This is a genomic window from Anoxybacillus andreesenii (assembly GCF_030813005.1).
Lineage (GTDB): Bacteria > Bacillota > Bacilli > Bacillales > Cytobacillaceae > Robertmurraya > Robertmurraya andreesenii.
This window is the reverse complement of sequence record NZ_JAUSTU010000025.1, coordinates 1-18,041: the sequence shown is the minus strand read 5'-3', so window position 1 is coordinate 18,041 and position 18,041 is coordinate 1. Positions and strand designations below refer to the sequence as shown.

The window sequence follows — 18,041 nt, the reverse complement described above, 5'->3', positions numbered from 1 at the left end:
ACGCTCTTCCTACTTGGGAGTAAAATGGACATGTCACATAATTGTAAAAAAGTGTCGAACGTTTTTTTACAATTTATCAAATAACATTCCTTAAAAGGGGAATATAGGAGAATGACCGCTTAAAAAGTCTTTAAATTTCAAAGGGGGTAAATTCATGGCGGGTAATCGAGAGTTTTTTAATCGGAGATTGCATTCGTTGCTTGGGGTCATTCCGGTTGGTCTGTTCTTAATGCAACACCTTGTAGTCAATCATTTTGCTACAGGGGGAGAGGATTCTTTTAACAAAGCAGCAAAATTTATGGATTCTCTACCATTTAAAAGTTTCCTAGAAATTTTTATTATTTTCTTACCATTATTGTTTCATGCTATTTACGGAATCTATATTGCCTTTACAGCAAAAAATAATGTAACGAGATATGGCTTTTTCCGCAACTGGATGTTCTTACTTCAGCGCGTAACAGGGATTATCACATTAATTTTTGTTACATGGCATGTTTGGGAAACTAGGGTTGCTGCTGCTTTTGGAGCAGAGGTTAACTTTCAAATGATGGAAAATATTTTATCAAATCCGTTTATGCTTGCGTTCTACATAATCGGAGTTATTTCGACAATTTTCCACTTTGCTAACGGTTTATGGTCATTCGCAGTCAGCTGGGGAATTACGGTAACACCAAGATCACAGGTTATTTCCACATATGTTACGATTGCTATTTTTATTGCCTTATCATTCGTAGGGCTTCGAGCTATTTTTGCATTCGTTTAATAGATTACTAGTGTGAATGAAAGAGGGAGTGAAACGCGTGGGTAAAGGAAAAATCATTGTTGTCGGTGGCGGATTAGCAGGCTTAATGGCAACAGTCAAAGCTGCAGAATCGGGAACATCTGTTGAATTATTCTCGTTAGTTCCGGTTAAACGTTCTCACTCTGTTTGTGCCCAAGGGGGTATTAATGGAGCGGTTAATACGAAAGGTGAAGGGGATTCTCCGTGGATCCACTTTGATGATACGATTTATGGTGGAGATTTCTTAGCAAACCAAGCACCGGTAAAGGCGATGTGTGAGGCAGCGCCTGGTATTATTCACTTGTTTGATCGGATGGGGGTTATGTTCAACCGTACGTCTGAAGGTTTGCTAGATTTCCGTCGTTTCGGTGGAACACAGCATCACCGTACTGCATTTGCTGGGGCAACAACGGGACAACAGCTTCTATATGCTTTGGATGAGCAGGTTCGTCGTCATGAAGTAGCTGGTTTGGTATCGAAATATGAAGGCTGGGAATTCCTTGGCGTTGTTGTTGATGATGAAGGGGTTTGCCGTGGAATTGTTGCTCAAAACTTAACCTCTATGGAAATTAAGTCTTTTGCAGCAGATGCCGTAATTATGGCAACAGGTGGTCCCGGAATCATCTTCGGTAAATCAACAAACTCAGTTATTAACACTGGTTCGGCTGCATCCATTGTTTATCAGCAAGGTGCTTATTATGCTAATGGTGAATTCATTCAAATCCATCCAACTGCGATTCCTGGGGATGACAAGCTCCGTCTCATGAGTGAATCAGCACGTGGTGAAGGTGGACGAGTTTGGACTTACAAGGATGGTAAGCCTTGGTACTTCCTAGAGGAAAAATATCCTGCTTACGGTAACCTTGTACCAAGGGACATTGCGACTCGTGAAATATTTGACGTCTGTGTGAATCAGAAGCTGGGAATTAACGGGGAGAACATGGTATTCCTTGATCTTTCTCATAAGGATCCCCATGAGCTTGATGTAAAGCTTGGTGGCATCATTGAAATCTATGAGAAATTCACAGGTGATGATCCACGTAAAGTACCAATGAAAATATTCCCTGCGGTTCACTATTCAATGGGCGGACTTTGGGTAGATAATGATCAAATGACGAATATTCCTGGTCTTTTTGCTGCAGGTGAGTGTGATTATTCTCAGCACGGGGCCAACCGTCTCGGTGCTAACTCTCTCCTATCAGCGATTTATGGTGGAATGGTTGCGGGGCCAAATGCAGTGAACTATATTAATGGCCTTGCTAAGAGCGTTGATTCTTTACCATCTTCTCTATTTGACGGTTATGTACAGCAGGAGCAAGAGAAGTGGAATAAGATCATGTCCATGGATGGAAATGAGAATGCATATGTTCTTCATAAAGAGCTTGGGGAATGGATGACCGATAATGTGACGGTTGTTCGCTACAATGATAAATTATTGAAAACAGACGAAAAATTACAAGAGCTCCTAGAGCGCTATGAAAATATCAATATCAATGACACAGCTAAATGGAGCAACCAAGGAGCGGCCTTCACTCGTCAGCTGCAAAACATGCTTCAGCTTGCACGTGTCATCACCATCGGGGCTTACAATCGTAATGAAAGCCGTGGGGCTCACTATAAGCCAGAATTCCCTGAAAGAAATGACGAGGAATTCCTAAAGACAACAATGGCTAAGTTCGTCGATGCAAAATCGGCACCACAGTTCCATTATGAAGAAGTTGATACTTCCTTGATCGCACCACGTAAGCGTGATTATTCTAAGAAAAAGGAGGAGAACTAAGCAATGTCAGAGACTAAGACTGTTCATTTTATCATTACGAGACAGGAATCTCCGGACTCTGAGCCATTTCAGGAGGAATTCGAAATCCCATATCGTCCCAATATGAATGTAATTTCCGCATTGATGGAGATTCGTCGTAATCCTGTGAACAAGCAAGGTAAAACAACTTCTCCTATCACTTGGGATATGAACTGCTTGGAAGAGGTTTGTGGTGCTTGTTCGATGATCATTAATGGAAAACCACGTCAATCCTGCTCAGCCATTGTTGATCAGCTTGAGCAACCAATTCGCTTAGAGCCAATGCGCACATTCCCTGTTGTTCGTGACCTACAGGTTGACAGAAGTCGTATGTTTGATTCCTTGAAAAAGGTAAAGGCATGGATTCCAATTGATGGAACCTATGATTTGGGACCGGGTCCGCGGATGCCAGAAACGAAACGTCAATGGGCCTATGAGTTATCCAAATGCATGACCTGTGGTGTGTGCCTAGAGGCTTGCCCAAATGTGAACAGCAAATCAAACTTTATCGGTCCTGCACCGCTTTCACAGGTGCGTCTCTTTAACGCTCACCCAACGGGTGCGATGAACAAGGCAGAGCGCTTAGAGGAAATTATGGGGGATGGCGGTCTTGCTAACTGTGGAAACTCGCAAAACTGCGTACAGTCCTGTCCAAAGGGAATTCCGCTTACAACTTCGATTGCAGCGCTTAATAGAGATACAGCCATTCAGTCATTCAAAAATTTCTTTGGCAGTGATCAAGTATAATAATAGAGAGGGTGTCTCCGAACTTTTTCGGGACATCCTTTTTAATGGGCAAAAATTAGTAAAGAGCTTTTTATTTTTGGATTTGAAATTATTCCTAAATATCTTATAATAGATGAATGAATAATCATTCATTTTAACAGAGGAGGATTTAGATGAATAGAATTAACTATATTGAGGATTTATCCACATGGCAAAAGGAGTTTGAATTTTATTATCCTATAAAAGTTCGTTTTTCCGAAACCGATCTGTTTGGACATTTGAACAACACTGTACCCTTTACTTACTTCGAAGAGGCAAGAATTGAATTTTTTAAGAGCAAGGGGCTTATGGCAGATTGGTTATCGGAAAGTAGTGAATCAATTATCGTTGTTGCTGACCTGCAATGTGATTTTCTTAAACAAGTTTTTTTCGATGAGCAGCTCAAAATTTTTGTCAAAGCTAACAGTGTTGGAAACTCCTCAGTCGATGTCCATTACATGGCCGTAAGAGGGGATGATGATATATGCTTCGTTGGTAGAGGAACCATTGTCCAAATCTCTAAAACAACAGGTAGAGGAGTACCATGGACGCCAGAAATGAAGAGAGCGCTTGGGGTGAAGGAAAAGATTCTCGTCTAACTCCGCACAAGCACATTTTTTCAAAAACTTTAAACTCCTTGTCGGGTTTGTAGTCACTACAATCATTTCCTTCACATATGATATGGTGACTAAATATATACCCACCCCGCTGTTCATAGCTGGCGAAGGCAAGGAGGGTTACAATACTTGAAGGAGAATGAATATACTCACAAGCCATTACTCACCAAACGTGAAAGAGAAGTATTTGAGCTATTAGTACAAGACAAAACAACGAAAGAGATCGCTAGTGAACTGTTTATCAGCGAAAAAACGGTTCGGAATCATATTTCGAATGCCATGCAAAAACTCGGTGTTAAGGGGCGTTCACAAGCAGTTGTAGAGCTCCTTCGGATGGGAGAGCTAGAACTTTAAATGAAAACCGGCTATCCACATTGGAAGCCGGTTTACTCATTTTCTTTAATAAGAACGAAGCAAATTGTGAGTTTTTGTAGTATTTATTAAAAGTTTTTATGTTATAGGAAGAAGTTCGTAAGGTTTATCCAGACAAATGGATTGTATTTGAAGCTATTGAAGCCCATTCTGATAATAACTTTCGTATTGTTGATGAAAGATGTTTCGGTTATAGCTAAAAGCTTGAGGAGATTCCTTCCTCAAGCTTTTATTTTTATCTCCCAGCACACTAACATTTGGTATAGATGCAAAAGCTAATGGAGCTATACATGTTTCACTTAAAATTACTAATAACAAAGAAGAGCCAGTTCAAGGGGAAAATAAACTAGGCTCATCTGTTATTAATATTTCGCAATTAGGATTATAGCTAATGTCCTCATTCTGTCCTTATTTTTGTTCTGATTAAGTTTAAAAAGGTAAATTGTCGGATATTAAACGCAAATTATTGTCCTTATTCTGTCCTTATTTTTGTCCTTATTCTTTATCTAAAACGTAATTTGCGCCAGGTCCTCTTCCAACAACCCTTACCCCCTCGTCATAAAGGGATTTCATTAATCGCTGAACTTGTTTTTGGTCTAATCCTGTCATTGTACGAATTTCTTTATTGCGGAGCGGCCGGTCTTTTAATATGGATAATATTCTTATCTTTATAGCCTCGTCATCTAATGTGGCTTGCCGTTCGTATGCCATATCTCCTTTTAATTGTGCAGAAGCTTCTTTTGATAATGTATAGTAACGCCCTCTTCCGCGTCCAATTGCCTCAATAAGCTTCATTTCAATGGATAACTTACTTAGAACCTCTCTTGCTTGTTCCTGGTTTCGTTGGATAGCTTCAGCAGCCGTTGCGGTATCAATTTCACCATGACGCAATAAATATTGCAAAATAAGAAGGTGGTCTGTATCCAAATGGAACCCTCTATTTGTCATCGCATTTACAAAATTTTTGAATCCGTCATTTAACGGGGATGCAATAAAGGTTAGCTCAATATGATTTCCGACCTCGCGATAGACCGGTGGTTCCTTTCCCTCAATAAGTAAAGAACGATAAATACGCGGTACACCTAAATTGGAACGGTTCACGAACTTTAATTTATCAAGCAGGTCCATTAAATGGCTATTTCTTGTAACAGAAGGATGGTGCAATATATTTTGCGGCGTTATTCCGCCAATAAATTCTCCCGGATTTGTTATGATTAACTTATCTCTGTACTGTTTTAACATAACTGAGCCAAGCATACGATAATCCCGGTGTCCAAATGCATTTAGCAAAGCTTCTCGCAATGCTAATACTGGATATGTATGGAATTCTGGATGAATTAAACCAGACTGAATCGTCACTAACGGATTATCTGACGCAATATATCTTTCTAATTCATAGAGAGCAATAGGGATAGCTTGATTGCCATCTTCTTTAATAATATAATCTGTATCGCTAACCATTTTCCTATATCCCCAACTGTATTGAGGAATCAGCCTAGTAATCGCATCAGTTTTACCAACAAGTAATAAAGCTCCTTTTGTTAGATAATCATTTTTTAGCGCACCAACAGATACAAGTAGGTCTTCATCATTCATTTGCTGAAGCAGTTCGGGGGCCCGCTGTTCAACTAAAATCTCGCGGATTTTTTCCATTGCTGAAGGAGAAAAGAGCTTTTTCCAGTCTTCGTATATAACTTCCGCAGTAAAATCTTGCTCTGAAGTAGTTGAAACCATTTGCCTCCGTAGCGTTCCTGTGAAAGGAATACAATCTTTTCCCTGGCGGATGGTTGCTGCTCCGTCGGTTGTTGTATATGGCGGCATGCCAGGGAATACATGCATGATTAGCAGCTTTCCCGTTCCATATGGCACATCGATGTAATCAAAATGTGGTGTAAGATGAGGGTCCGTTTTTTCGTATATTCGCTTGGAAATGGCGTATAAATCCAAGTTGGCAGGGACTCCTTTAATTGCATTGTTCCTTCCGTTTTTCTTATCTGCAACGCCGAAAATAACACTCCCACCGCCGCCGTTAGCCATGCACACCGCCATTTTAATCATTAGCTTTATGTTGTCATCGAAACTTCGTTGAATCCACTCCTTAAAGTCAATGTCCTGTCCTTCTAAATCGTCAGCAATTCTATTGTTGTCTAACTCATTTAGCAGCGAAATAATTTCAGAAGTAGCTTTCATCATCCACCCTTCCTCTCCCAATTCCATCACTATATCTAGTAAATAATTTTAGATATCATTGTTAAAAAATCCTTTTATTTATTGAAAATTATTATAACCTAACCGTTTAAGAAAGTAATCTCCAGTACGCCTTGAATTTATTGTCAAATTTTTTTGAGAAATACATTTTGGTGGCATCTTGACCAACATATGGATGTGATCTGTAAGCACGGTAGGTTAGAATGAAGAGGCGGTTGCAAAGTACATTCGCGAGACAACATGACGAAACGAGAATATGTAGATCCATTTAAAGACAAATAGGAGAGGTAAACGGTTGGCGGTCAATTCCAGGGCCCCTTTAGGGGCCTTGTTAGTAAAGTGCCCTTATAGGCGAAATTAAAACCGCTTGTTCTACAGGCGGATACTTACTTTTCGACACCAATAGTTAACAAGTCCGTATTTCTCCTTGAAATTATCCTGAAAAAAGGCGAAAATAGTAGAAATAGAGAATTTACTGTGCGTGATGGTTGCATTTCATATTAGGAGTTGTGGAAGATGGATCAAGAAAAGGCATTGGTTGAAAAGGATCTCGATATCGTAGCCGATATCGAGAAGGATTTAAGGTACATAGCTGGAATTATCAAGCAAAAAGGAAGAGAAATCCTTAGCAATTATACGATAACCCCTCCCCAGTTTGTCGCTTTACAGTGGCTTTTTGAAGAAGGAGATATGACAATCGGCGAATTATCGAATAAAATGTATTTAGCCTTTAGTACGACAACTGATCTGGTCGATCGAATGGAAAAAAACGCCCTTGTCAAGCGCGTGAAAGATCCGAATGACAGACGGGTTGTGCGCATTCATCTTTTGGCTGAAGGGGAAAGAATCATTGACGAGGTGATTAAGAAACGTCAGGTTTATTTAAAGGAAGTATTAAGAAATTTTTCAGAGGACGAGGTCATTCTGCTAAAGGATAACTTAATGAGACTACATCAAGATATGCGAGAATGAGGCGAGATGTTTGGACAAACCAATCGGAATTATAGATTCGGGAGTTGGAGGATTAACCGTAGCAAAGGAAATTATGCGTCAGCTCCCTAAAGAGCAAATTTACTATTTGGGGGACACGGCTAGATGTCCTTATGGGCCACGGTCAGGTGAAGAGGTTAAGAAATTCACCTGGGAGTTAACCAATTTTTTATTAGAAAAGAATATTAAAATGCTTGTTATAGCATGTAATACTGCGACTGCCGTAGCATTGGAGGAAATAAGAAACCAGTTAGACATCCCTGTCATTGGTGTCATCTTTCCTGGTGCGATTACGGCACTCAAGGTGAGCAAAAATAACAATATTGGTGTCATTGGAACGGAGGGAACGATTAAGAGCAAAGCCTATGTGACTGCTTTAAAATCCATTAATCGTTCCGTTTCTGTCACAGGACTTGCTTGTCCGAAATTTGTTCCACTCGTAGAGAGCGGGGAATATGAAGGTCCTGTAGCCAAGAAAATAGTCGCAGAAACCCTTGCACCGCTGAGAAATATTGGCCTAGATACACTGATCCTGGGGTGTACCCATTATCCTCATTTAGAGCCCATTATAAAAAATATAATGGGTAAAAATGTAAATGTGATCAGTTCCGGAGAAGAAACGGCACGTGAAGTGAGCTCGATCCTCCATTATAAGGGAATGCTTGCGAACAGAAATGAAGTACCGGAGCATTGTTATTTCACAACTGGTTCAAGTGCGATTTTTTCAAAAATCGCTTCAAAATGGTTAGGGAAACAAATCCAACATGTAAAAACCATCCAGATCGAAAAAGAAAGTCTCTGCTAATGAGGCTTTTTTTTTCTGGTCTAAATTGATTTAAGGGCTCGTATATATCTTAGTACAAACTGTCTTTGGGGGGATATGTATGTCCATGAATAAAAGAACAACCATTCTTACATCCGTGATTGTTTCATCTCTTCTGTTATCAGGCTGTGGACTTTTAGGTGGGAAGACGAGAGAAAAGATTGATCCACCGCAAACGGTGACTTATACAGATGACGGAAAGATTACGGGAAAAACAGTAGGTGAAAAGTCTGTAGAAAAGGAAGCAACAAAGGATTCAGTCATGACGGAGCTCTATTTAATCGATAAGAACGGCTATGTTGTTGCACAGACCTTGCCGTTGCCAAAAACAGAGTCGGTAGCCAAGCAGGCATTGACGTATTTGGTTGAGGGAGGACCGGTAACGGAAATGCTTCCAAATGGGTTTGCGGCCGTTCTACCTGTTGACACAGAGGTAGATGTGGATATTAAGGATAAAACGGCGATCGTCAATTTTTCCAATGAATTTAAGAACTACAAGCCAGAAAATGAGTTGAAGATTCTACAGGCAGTCACGTGGACTTTAACCCAATTTGACACCATCGAAAAGGTAAAGTTCAAATTGAATGGCCACGATTTAAATGAAATGCCTGTTGCAGGTACGCCTATTGGCAAGGAGGTTAGTCGAGCAAATGGAATCAATATTGATACTTCCGAGGCTGTAGACATCACGAATACAAAGTCAGCGACTGTCTATTTCCTAGCCAATGAAGAAGGAGAGAATTATTATGTACCTGTCACACGTCGCGTGGAAGACAATAGCATTGCTGGAATCGTTGCTGAGCTCGTTAGGGGACCAAGCTACTCATCAGCCTTATTAAATGATTTTTCTCCTGATGTGAAGCTTCTTGATGATCCTAAGGTAGAAAACAAAAAAGTGACCTTGAATTTCAATGAATCCATATTTGGCAGTTTTGAGGATAAAAAAATCATCTCTGAGCATCTACTAAATTCTCTTGTTCTTTCACTTACGGAACAAGAGGGGATTGAGAGTGTTGAGGTGATGGTTAATGGCAAAGCCGAGCTTGTTAAGGAAAACGGAGAAAAGCTGACGGAGCCAGTCACCCGACCGCAAAAGGTGAATACTGGTAGCTATTAAGAAATCTTTTTTTTAGGGCTGTTTTGTAACACTTCTACACTATTTGCTATAATAAGATTGGACACTGGAAGAAGGTGGCTTTAGGGCCACCTCTTCTTTATGGAAAGGGAGGATTACAAGATGCGTGCTGATGAAAGACAACCGTTGCAACTGCGCCCCATCCAAATTGACACGGATTATTTAATACACCCGGAAGGCTCTGTGTTAATCACAGTTGGCAATACAAAGGTGATTTGTACAGCAAGTGTAGAAGAAAAGGTGCCACCGTTTATGAGAGGGCAAGGAAAGGGATGGGTGACAGCAGAGTATTCCATGCTTCCCCGAGCAACTGGTCAAAGGAATGTGAGGGAGTCGGCCAAAGGAAAAATTAGCGGTCGGACGATGGAAATACAGCGCCTCATTGGAAGAGCGCTTCGAGCTGTTGTGGACCTTGACGCGATAGGTGAAAGAACGATATGGGTCGATTGTGACGTGATTCAGGCAGATGGGGGAACAAGAACAGCCTCGATAACCGGTGCATTTGTCGCTATGGTACAAGCCCTGCATCGTCTATATCAAACAAAGAAGCTGGCAAAATATCCAGTGAAGGATTTCCTAGCTGCTACAAGTGTTGGGATTTTAGAGGGAAACGAAGTCGTCTTAGACTTGAATTACATAGAAGACTCAAAAGCGAATGTTGATATGAATATTGTGATGACTGGAAATGGAGAATTTGTAGAGGTTCAAGGAACAGGTGAAGAGGCAACTTTCTCCTATAGCCAATTGCAAGAGCTGCTAAAAGCGGCACAGGAAGGGATCAGCGAGCTATTTGAGCACCAAAGGAAAGCGATTGGAGAGGAAGCAAGAGCTAAAATAGAGGGGAATGCTTCCAAATGAAATCAGTATTAATCGCGACAAAGAATAAGGGGAAGGCAAAAGAATTTGAACAAATGTTTCAGCCGCTTGGGTTTGAGGTGAAAACCTTATTAGATTTTGAAGAAATCGAGGATGTTGAGGAGAACGGAGCCACCTTCGAAGAAAATGCCACGATCAAAGCGGAAACCATCTCCAAAAAAACAGGGCAAGTCGTTGTTGCTGATGACTCTGGTCTAATCGTTGATGCGCTTAAGGGTGCTCCTGGTATTTATTCTGCTCGGTATGCAGGACTTGAGAAAAATGATGAAGCGAATATTGATAAAGTCCTTAAGGAGCTGAACGATACTCCGGAAGCTGAGAGAACAGCAAGATTTTATTGCGCTCTGGCGGTGGCTTTTCCCGATCGGGAGACAATGACCGTTCATGGCACTTGCGAGGGAATGATTTTGAGAGAAAGACGGGGCCACAATGGATTTGGATATGACCCTATCTTTTTTGTTAAGGATTTAGGAAAATCCATGGCTGAGCTTGACCCTGAACAAAAAAATCAAATTAGTCATCGTGCGAATGCGCTGAAAAATTTAGAGAAAATCTTATCCTCTTTTATAGAAGGTGTGGATTAATGGCAAAGGTGTTAATAGTTAGCGATAGCCACGGTCTTCGCTCCGAGCTAGAGCAGCTAAGGAGTAGATATGAGCATGAAGTGGACCTCTTTCTACATTGTGGGGACTCTGAGCTATCAAGCGATGATCAGGTACTGCAAGGCTTTTCAGTTGTTAGGGGCAATTGCGATTTCGGAGGTGCTTTTTCTAACGAGGTGACCTGTGAGCTAGCTGGTTTACGATTTTTCGTCGTTCATGGGCATCTTCATGCGGTTAAATCCTCTCTTATCAATCTTTCATTACGTGCCGAGGAAGTGAATGCTAACGTAGTTTGCTTCGGTCATACCCATATATTAGGGGCTGAAATGGTGCGTGGGAAACTGTTTATCAACCCTGGAAGCCTCCTATTGCCAAGGGGAAGAAGAGAGAAGACCTATTGTATTCTCGATATTCAAGACAAGTCGATCGAACTCCATGTTTATGATTTTGAACATGGCGAAATGATGGATTTACGAAGAACTTTTGACTATAATGAATTCGGGTAATTTTTTGGAACAGACAAGGAAGCAGAACCTCTTCCTTGTCTGCATTATTTTTAAAAAAGAGTCATCTAGTTATTGACTTTTGAATGTTAGCCTAATATAATAAATAATGTCCTTGTTAAAAGGTAGCAAAATTAAAAACTTGTCCCAGTAGCTCAGCAGGATAGAGCAACGGCCTTCTAAGCCGTCGGTCGGGAGTTCGAATCTCTCCTGGGACGCTAGAAATCGGGTAGTAAAGCCCGTAAAATAAACCTTCTAATGCGTTAAATGAAACGGTACCGAAATTTCATACGTGATTAGGAGGTTTTTTATTTGACGAATTAAAAATCGATCTTAAATTTATTAAAATACCAATCATCTGATTTTACTCGCCGCTTAAAGTATTCATTTCTTTGCTTCAATACACCGTCATTAAGCACCCTTAATTCAATCTCCCTTGCCCTTGTATGGAGAATCAGTCTTTTGCATGAGAGGATCCTCTTTGCATTAAAATGTAAATAGGCCATGCGGAGATAATTATAATAAAGATCTTCGTATTTTACTTGATACGGATGTATCTTTCTAAACAAATGAAGAATTTTAACAGTCGGGAGGATATGGCACCTGTACCCGAATAGCCAAAGCTTGATGGACAATTCCACGTCCTCGTGGCCCCAGGTCAAAAAGCCGCTTTCAAATCCGCCGACTTTTTCGAACGTAGTTTTTTTGATTGCCAAACAGGCTCCTGGTAAAATAGCCGTTTCACAGAGTCCCGTGGGTTTAGGGTTCCATTTAATTCTAAGATTCGGCTTTAATGATTGCCCATACCCGATAAAAGATTCATTACCTATCGATCCAATTGCAGGGGAAATGGCATCTGTTTTGCCGGCTACTAGCGGTTCAAGCATCCTGTCAATCCAAGAGTCCTCAAATTCTAAATGGGCATCACAAAAAATAAGATAATCACCAGTTGCAATTTGGGCGCCGGCATTTCTTGCATTAGCCGGCCCAATGCCGTTAGTTTCAATCAGGTGGATTTGGTCTTTCTTTGAATAATCTTCTATAAAATCACAGCACTGGTCAGTTGAGGCATCATTCACGACAATCACATCAAAGGAGTATTTTGTCATTTTATTGAAAAGGGAATCTAATGTGGTTTTCACATTCACCCCTTCATTTTTTACCGGAAAGATAATCGAAACTTTGTTCATGGAGATGCTCCCTCGGAAAATTCATAATAAGTCCAAAAAACGGAGTGGCATCTTTCTTTTGGGAATGCCACGTTAAACATACTACGGTCTTATCTCAGCTTTTAAAATTTTTAAATGGATTGATTGGGTTCTTCGCGCTTTGTAATATAGTCTTATATAAAGGGTGCGATTTATAAAATGAATTTAATGAAGAAGTCGGGGAAGTTGCGGATTTTTTTGAAAACTGGTTAGCTCCTGTACTGACCATATGCGTCGACATGTGGTCAAACGTTTTGCTTTTAGTTAAATGTAGATTTCTGTTAACATCCGGTTGGTTAAATCCGCTTTCGCTATAGTGCTGGGAATGGTTTGTTTTTCGTTTTACTTCATCAAAGGAGATACGCAAATTTGATGTTGGTTTCTTATTTTGCTGATTTTTAGGGAAAGGTATCCCTTGGTTTTTTCTGACCTCGTCTTGCTTCTGTTCTTTAATCCGTTTCTGCAAAATACTTTGCTCCTCAGCTCGTTTCTGCTCCTTCGCTTTGTGAGTGGCTTCTTGTTTCTGATATTCATCAAGTTTATCTTTCAATACTTCAAGTTCCTTTGTACAAGACTGATGCTTTTTCTTGATGGAGTTTTTTAATACGTTCATTTCCTCCACCCATTCATTTTCCTTTTGTTTGACTAAGGCTTTATAAAATTCGATTTCTTTATCAAGTTCTTGTTTGAAGTGATTTTCTTGATTTCGCAATGAATTTGTTAATCTTTCAATTTCATTTGTATATTGCTTTTCTTTTTCATAAAAAAGTTCCGCTTCCTTTTTAAGCTTTTCAATTTCTAGGGTAAGTTGTTTTTCTGTTTCATTAAGAGAGTTAGTTAGCTCCACGATTTCCTGGGTATATTGCTGTTCTTTTTGTTTCAATCTCTTAATTTCTTGTTTGTTCGCTTCATTTTGCTTTTTGCCTTCTTTATTGGTGTTCTCTAGCTTCTCCATTACCTGTAAATATTGCTCTTCCTTTAATTGTAATCTTTCCGACATGTGTTTCAATTCTTGTTTATACTTTTCTTCTTTAATACTTAATTCTTTTATTTCTTCACTTTGTGCTTCCGCTTTACTATATATTTTCGCCAGCTTCTCTTCTAAAGCATCGGAATTGGCATTTTCTTTATGGATTTGCTCTAGCATTTGAAATAGTTGTACGAGCTGTCCTAGGATATCGTTTTGGTAGGATTTTATGTTTTCTTCGAATTGATTGAGACTGCTTATTTTCTCCTCGAACTCGTCATTTAGCTGATCCAGCTTTTTATTAATCTCCCAGCGTTGCTGTAATTCGTACTCATATTTTTCGAGCAATTGTTTTGTACGGGCTTCATCTTGCTGTTGCTGCTCTTCTTTAAAATTAACCCGTTTTAACAGCGCTTCTTCTTCATTCTCTTTTTCCTCGATGAGATGGGTAAGCTGCTTGATCTCATGCTTAAGTCTTTTGTTGTCTTCTTTTAACTCATAAATCGAACTGTTTTGATAATCTTCCTCATATATTTTAATTTGATTTTTGTATTTTTCTAGTTCTGCCTTTAAATGAATAATATGCTGTTCCATTTGAACTGGGGTTAATCGCCTGTTTCCGGACGTATTATTATAATTCAACACACTTCTTCTCCATCCTTATTTCAAGATTGGGATTTCTGACCATTTCAATTCACTTCCTCAATCGAGATGTTTATATCAATCATCCTTTTCGATAGTCTGAAGGCTGTCTTATTGATGATTCTTTATCATCTTTATAAGCTAAATTCCGCAAACTCCTTGTGTGAAAATCTTCATATTAAAATATGCTTCCTGTATCTAAACGTGACAGATAACTAGGGGCGATTTCACTGAGACAGATATTTTCGTAACATATAACTATTTAGGTAACATAAGATAATTAGGTAAGTCTGTGTGAATGATATAAAAAACGATGTGAGAAGGAGAGGATGGGAATGGAAATCCATATGGGCAAAAAATATATTGGATCCATTTCTGATGATTCAATGCCAGCTCTATATAATTGGGCTCGGGAGTTAGGATTTTCGGTTAATATAAAAAGTGAAGAGGGTGTACTGCAGCTTAATCCGGGACTTTACAATAAACATATAATCATTTTTCAGGATCAAAAATTAAAGCAAAATTCATTGCGAAATGAGTCCTATGAGCAGAAAATAGTCAAGACGATCCAGCAATGTCTTTCACAATGCGGTGCGCAAGTAAAACTGGCTCTTGATGAAGAACCATTAGGAAAAACAGCATTACAAATATCAGTAAACCTGTTTCAAATCCCAAGAATTAAACAGTCCATGATTGAACTATACCATGCTTCAGGCATTCATGATGTAAAGTGGATTAATTTGATAAAAAAGGAATGCAAAAAGCTAAACATAAAAGTCGCAGTTCATGAACTGGACAATCCGGAGAATCGGGAAGGGGTCAAAATCCATGTAATGATTCCAACAAATCTACATGGGTCTGAATGGGAGATAATAAGTGAACAGATGGCTCATATCCTTTCAATTGGCTTAATATGTAAACTCCACGATGTATCAGGAATATCTCCATTTTCCATTTTATCAGTTAACGCACTAATCAATTTACTTTCATCCGACACTCAAACAATTAATCAAGCAGTAAGCGAACAAGAAGGTAAGCTAATAGAAGGTGAAATCGAACAAAATACTCCGGCAAATGATAACAATTCCATAACCGATGCCCAGGCTTTTTTTGATTATCATTTAATGATTAATCAAGCCAATAGTGAAAACCTCAAGGTAATTGGCAATTTAATTATCAAAAATACCGGAACAGTGCCATTGCGGAACCCTTTTATTTGTTTACGGGTAAGTCCTGCCGGCAGTATCCGGATAACTGGTCAAATTCTGCCGCCGAATGTAGCAAGCACAAAAGGACTTCAGACTGTACAAGGAGCAAGAGGCTGGCAGTATATCAAGGAAAATTGGTTTGAAGAAGCAGAAGAAAAGGGGGAGTTGTGGATCAGGTCAATTAATGATCTGGTGATAGGGCCTGATGAAGTAGTTTCATTGTCTAATCTTCAAATGAGGCTGACGGATATCGAGGAAGATAAAAAATTGACAGTCGAAGCTTTTGTACTCTTTAATGACAATGGAATGCAAATGGAGGCTAATAACAAAATTTCGCTTTTGCTGAACTCGGGGAGGCATATAGAAAAGCTGGAGGCGATTGATTAGGAGCGACAAACATAAGATAACCCGTGAAGTGGCGTAGTTTGCCAGGGAACGGATTATCTTATGGCCTCGAGCTCCAAATGCCTGCAGCTAGACAATCAGTCATCTACGGAAATCAACAAATTAGTTGAAAGATAAAAATGAGATACTTAAAAAAAGCTCCGAGTTACATTAATTGTATGGCTATAGGATTTACCTGAGTTCCCTGAATGCTAAATGCCCTTATGTCAGGGGGGTTCTTCATTAAAGATATGATAACATGAGCAAGTTCCGGATAGTTGTTATATGCAATATCACCAGATGAGGGATAGGCTGAAGCAGTAGGATGTGAATGGTAAATTCCCATCAGCACTTCATTCTTTCTCTCAATTGAGTGAAATACCCTTTCGATTTCACCAAGAGCCATTGAAAAGGAATAAGGACTTTTATCGACATTCCTTATTGGCCAAAAGGATTGAATAACCCGATTTCTTCCAGATAATAATCCGCAGGCCTCTAACGGCAGTTCCTTTTTGCAATGGCTGATCACTGAATCTTGAATGTGAGCTGTTATAAAAAGTGCACTTTGACTTACATTATCTGCCTCCGCCGCAGCAGCCTTTTGTCGTGGGCTGCTGAACCCTTAATTGAGGTTGATGGCTCTTTTGCATAACGGCGGGCTGGGAATTGTTTTTTCTTAATTTTTTTCTGGCTTTGCGCATGGCATTGCTTTTGGACATGAAATCAAACTCCTTTTAGTTATTAGTTATAGAAAGCATGATCAATTAATAAGAAGAATTCGGAAAGAAAAACCAGGAACAAAGAAAATCTCTTTTCCTGGTAATATTTTAATTTAAACGAAACGATCACAATCTTCTACATCAACTGAGAAGCCTGGATTGGTGGCTTCTGTTAGAGCGATTACGACTGTTGTCGTTGGAGTAGTAATGGTTAGTGTAGCGGTTATATCTGTCAGTGCAAGAGTAAATGTTGCATTTTCTGTTACACCTCCTGATGGTGTGAATGTTCCAGTTCCGGTTACAGTCAGAGCAGTTCCGTTAGTACAAGTTGGCTGTCTAAAGTCTGTTGCTGTAAATATAAAGCTTTGGTCAAGGTCATCATCTGGTGTACCGATTGGCGTTGGTCCAAGTGTATCGACGAAACTTACCTGGATGCTGCTGCCTGAAAGTGTACATTGGTCACATACTAGGGCTGTAAGATCAAGTTCACCTGTAGGTGTAGCCGCTATCCCGCCCTCCGTATAAGCTATTGTTGCAGTACCCGTAAATTCTGCTGCCCCTTGACATTCACAGTTCAAAGTCGGGAAGAATGCCGGACATTGCTGCGGGAATCTAAGCGGCGGACAATTCGCTTCCAGTTCAGGAATTGGAATGATATCACGCGGACCGCAAAACTTGGCTTCAACTTCTAATTTCACTTCTGCTTCTACTTGAACGTCCTTACACATCACAACATCAATAACAACCATATTTCCTAGCATTTGATTCAATAACACATTACATTGGACATCAAAAATATTGCAGTTGATTTCTGTTCCCTCAGGGAAACAAAGGACAACATCATCAACAAAGCTGACTGGCACGACAAAGTTGCATCCAGGAAGCGCTACACCGTTACAGAAGAATTGGATACGGATGTGAACATGGAAGGCTAGTGTAACGATCTGTGCTCCTGGTACATCTGGAATATTGGCAGGCACTGCTCCAACAAAATCACATCTTCTTGTATCCAGTACCTCCATACAGGTAGCCGTAACTATATTACCATCATCACGGCAAGCTTCTATTTGCGCAAAGCATTCATCAGGAATCGGAACCTTATTCCGGTCACGGTTTGTGAGTACAACCCAGTCATAAACTTTTGTAACTCGAATACATTCAGGACCAATTGGGTTAGGTGCCACTTGCTGCCCCTGAATGGATTTGATCTTCTTCTTCATTCATCATCTTTCCTTCCCACTAAAAATGTTCAAACTTTATTCATTAATATACTATGAGGGGATATATGAAGCGGTACGGTAATACAAAAAAATAGGCTATTCCACACTGACTGCGAAAGGGACTTAATGAAAAAGTCCTGCGGTAATATGTCAAGCCCAAAAATCTAAGGAATTGGAAATTTTAAACCCACCAGCATCTAAAAAAGGCAATACTAAAGAAACC

At 39.8% G+C, this 18,041-nt stretch carries 17 protein-coding genes and 1 tRNA gene; 13 read left to right on the top strand and 5 right to left on the bottom strand.

The genetic code is table 11. The features are described 5' to 3' along the window. Positions 1 to 154 precede the first annotated feature (154 nt). The 5 genes from J2S07_RS18140 to gerE all read left to right on the top strand — a co-directional run bounded on the left by J2S07_RS18140 (position 155) and on the right by gerE (position 4,315). Entirely contained in the window at positions 155 to 763 is a 609-nt protein-coding gene (locus tag J2S07_RS18140; protein ID WP_307151821.1) for a succinate dehydrogenase cytochrome b558 subunit, read from the top strand. 37 nt (positions 764 to 800) lie between these two features. Further along, complete coding sequence (sdhA, locus tag J2S07_RS18135) at positions 801 to 2,561, top strand: succinate dehydrogenase flavoprotein subunit (protein WP_307151820.1); 1,761 nt, start codon at positions 801 to 803, stop codon at positions 2,559 to 2,561. A gap of 3 nt (positions 2,562 to 2,564) precedes the next feature. After that, a complete protein-coding gene (gene sdhB / locus J2S07_RS18130) occupies positions 2,565 to 3,326 on the top strand; it encodes a succinate dehydrogenase iron-sulfur subunit (protein WP_307151819.1) in 762 nt (253 codons plus the stop codon). A 152-nt stretch (positions 3,327 to 3,478) separates the two neighbouring features. Next, positions 3,479 to 3,943, top strand: coding sequence for an acyl-CoA thioesterase (locus tag J2S07_RS18125; protein ID WP_307151818.1), 465 nt, complete (start codon positions 3,479 to 3,481; stop codon positions 3,941 to 3,943). Positions 3,944 to 4,090: 147 nt separating this feature from the next. Then, positions 4,091 to 4,315 carry a spore germination transcription factor GerE gene (gene gerE, locus J2S07_RS18120; RefSeq protein ID WP_019154738.1) on the top strand — a complete coding sequence of 75 codons (225 nt, stop codon included), beginning with the start codon at positions 4,091 to 4,093 and terminating at the stop codon, positions 4,313 to 4,315. Positions 4,316 to 4,828: 513 nt separating this feature from the next. Here the strand turns inward: gerE and J2S07_RS18115 are convergent. After that, a complete protein-coding gene (locus J2S07_RS18115) occupies positions 4,829 to 6,526 on the bottom strand; it encodes an RNA-binding domain-containing protein (protein ID WP_307151817.1) in 1,698 nt (565 codons plus the stop codon). A gap of 531 nt (positions 6,527 to 7,057) precedes the next feature. On the opposite strand from J2S07_RS18115, the gene J2S07_RS18110 reads away from it, so the two are divergent. The 7 genes from J2S07_RS18110 (at position 7,058) to J2S07_RS18080 (ending at position 11,688) form a co-directional block, all read left to right on the top strand. Further along, positions 7,058 to 7,513, top strand: a complete 456-nt coding sequence (locus J2S07_RS18110; RefSeq protein WP_307151816.1) for a MarR family winged helix-turn-helix transcriptional regulator — start codon at positions 7,058 to 7,060, stop codon at positions 7,511 to 7,513. A 10-nt stretch (positions 7,514 to 7,523) separates the two neighbouring features. Next, a complete protein-coding gene (racE, locus tag J2S07_RS18105) occupies positions 7,524 to 8,336 on the top strand; it encodes a glutamate racemase (RefSeq protein ID WP_307151815.1) in 813 nt (270 codons plus the stop codon). Positions 8,337 to 8,415: 79 nt separating this feature from the next. Continuing rightward, positions 8,416 to 9,471: a GerMN domain-containing protein gene (locus J2S07_RS18100; RefSeq protein ID WP_307151814.1), complete on the top strand. Its 1,056-nt coding sequence runs from the start codon at positions 8,416 to 8,418 to the stop codon at positions 9,469 to 9,471. A 120-nt stretch (positions 9,472 to 9,591) separates the two neighbouring features. Then, positions 9,592 to 10,347, top strand: a complete 756-nt coding sequence (gene rph / locus J2S07_RS18095) for a ribonuclease PH (protein WP_307151813.1) — start codon at positions 9,592 to 9,594, stop codon at positions 10,345 to 10,347. Continuing rightward, positions 10,344 to 10,949 carry an XTP/dITP diphosphatase gene (locus tag J2S07_RS18090; RefSeq protein ID WP_307151812.1) on the top strand — a complete coding sequence of 202 codons (606 nt, stop codon included), beginning with the start codon at positions 10,344 to 10,346 and terminating at the stop codon, positions 10,947 to 10,949. The genes rph and J2S07_RS18090 overlap by 4 nt, the downstream gene beginning before the upstream one ends. Continuing rightward, the gene (locus J2S07_RS18085; RefSeq protein WP_307151811.1) at positions 10,949 to 11,473 is read left to right on the top strand and encodes a metallophosphoesterase family protein; all 525 of its coding nucleotides are present in this window, start codon (positions 10,949 to 10,951) and stop codon (positions 11,471 to 11,473) included. Before J2S07_RS18090 ends, J2S07_RS18085 begins: the two co-directional genes overlap by 1 nt. Before the next feature lie 141 nt (positions 11,474 to 11,614). Next, positions 11,615 to 11,688: transfer RNA gene (locus tag J2S07_RS18080), tRNA-Arg, on the top strand. Positions 11,689 to 11,790: 102 nt separating this feature from the next. On the opposite strand, the gene J2S07_RS18075 is transcribed toward J2S07_RS18080, so the two are convergent. Beyond that, positions 11,791 to 12,660, bottom strand: coding sequence for a glycosyltransferase family 2 protein (locus J2S07_RS18075; RefSeq protein WP_307151810.1), 870 nt, complete (start codon positions 12,658 to 12,660; stop codon positions 11,791 to 11,793). A gap of 94 nt (positions 12,661 to 12,754) precedes the next feature. Beyond that, a complete protein-coding gene (locus J2S07_RS18070; RefSeq protein ID WP_307151809.1) occupies positions 12,755 to 14,287 on the bottom strand; it encodes a coiled-coil domain-containing protein in 1,533 nt (510 codons plus the stop codon). Between the two features lie 335 nt (positions 14,288 to 14,622). Between J2S07_RS18070 and J2S07_RS18065 the strand changes: the two genes are divergently transcribed. Then, positions 14,623 to 15,882 (top strand): hypothetical protein, encoded by a 1,260-nt coding sequence (locus tag J2S07_RS18065; RefSeq protein ID WP_307151808.1) that lies wholly within the window; start codon positions 14,623 to 14,625, stop codon positions 15,880 to 15,882. Between the two features lie 163 nt (positions 15,883 to 16,045). Here J2S07_RS18065 and J2S07_RS22000 read toward each other — a convergent pair whose 3' ends face one another. Next, entirely contained in the window at positions 16,046 to 16,420 is a 375-nt protein-coding gene (locus tag J2S07_RS22000; RefSeq protein ID WP_370872885.1) for a M67 family metallopeptidase, read from the bottom strand. A 291-nt stretch (positions 16,421 to 16,711) separates the two neighbouring features. Continuing rightward, on the bottom strand, positions 16,712 to 17,818 hold the full coding sequence (locus J2S07_RS18060; protein WP_307151807.1) for a BMQ_0737 family morphogenetic spore coat protein: 1,107 nt from the start codon (positions 17,816 to 17,818) through the stop codon (positions 16,712 to 16,714). Positions 17,819 to 18,041: the final 223 nt, after the last annotated feature.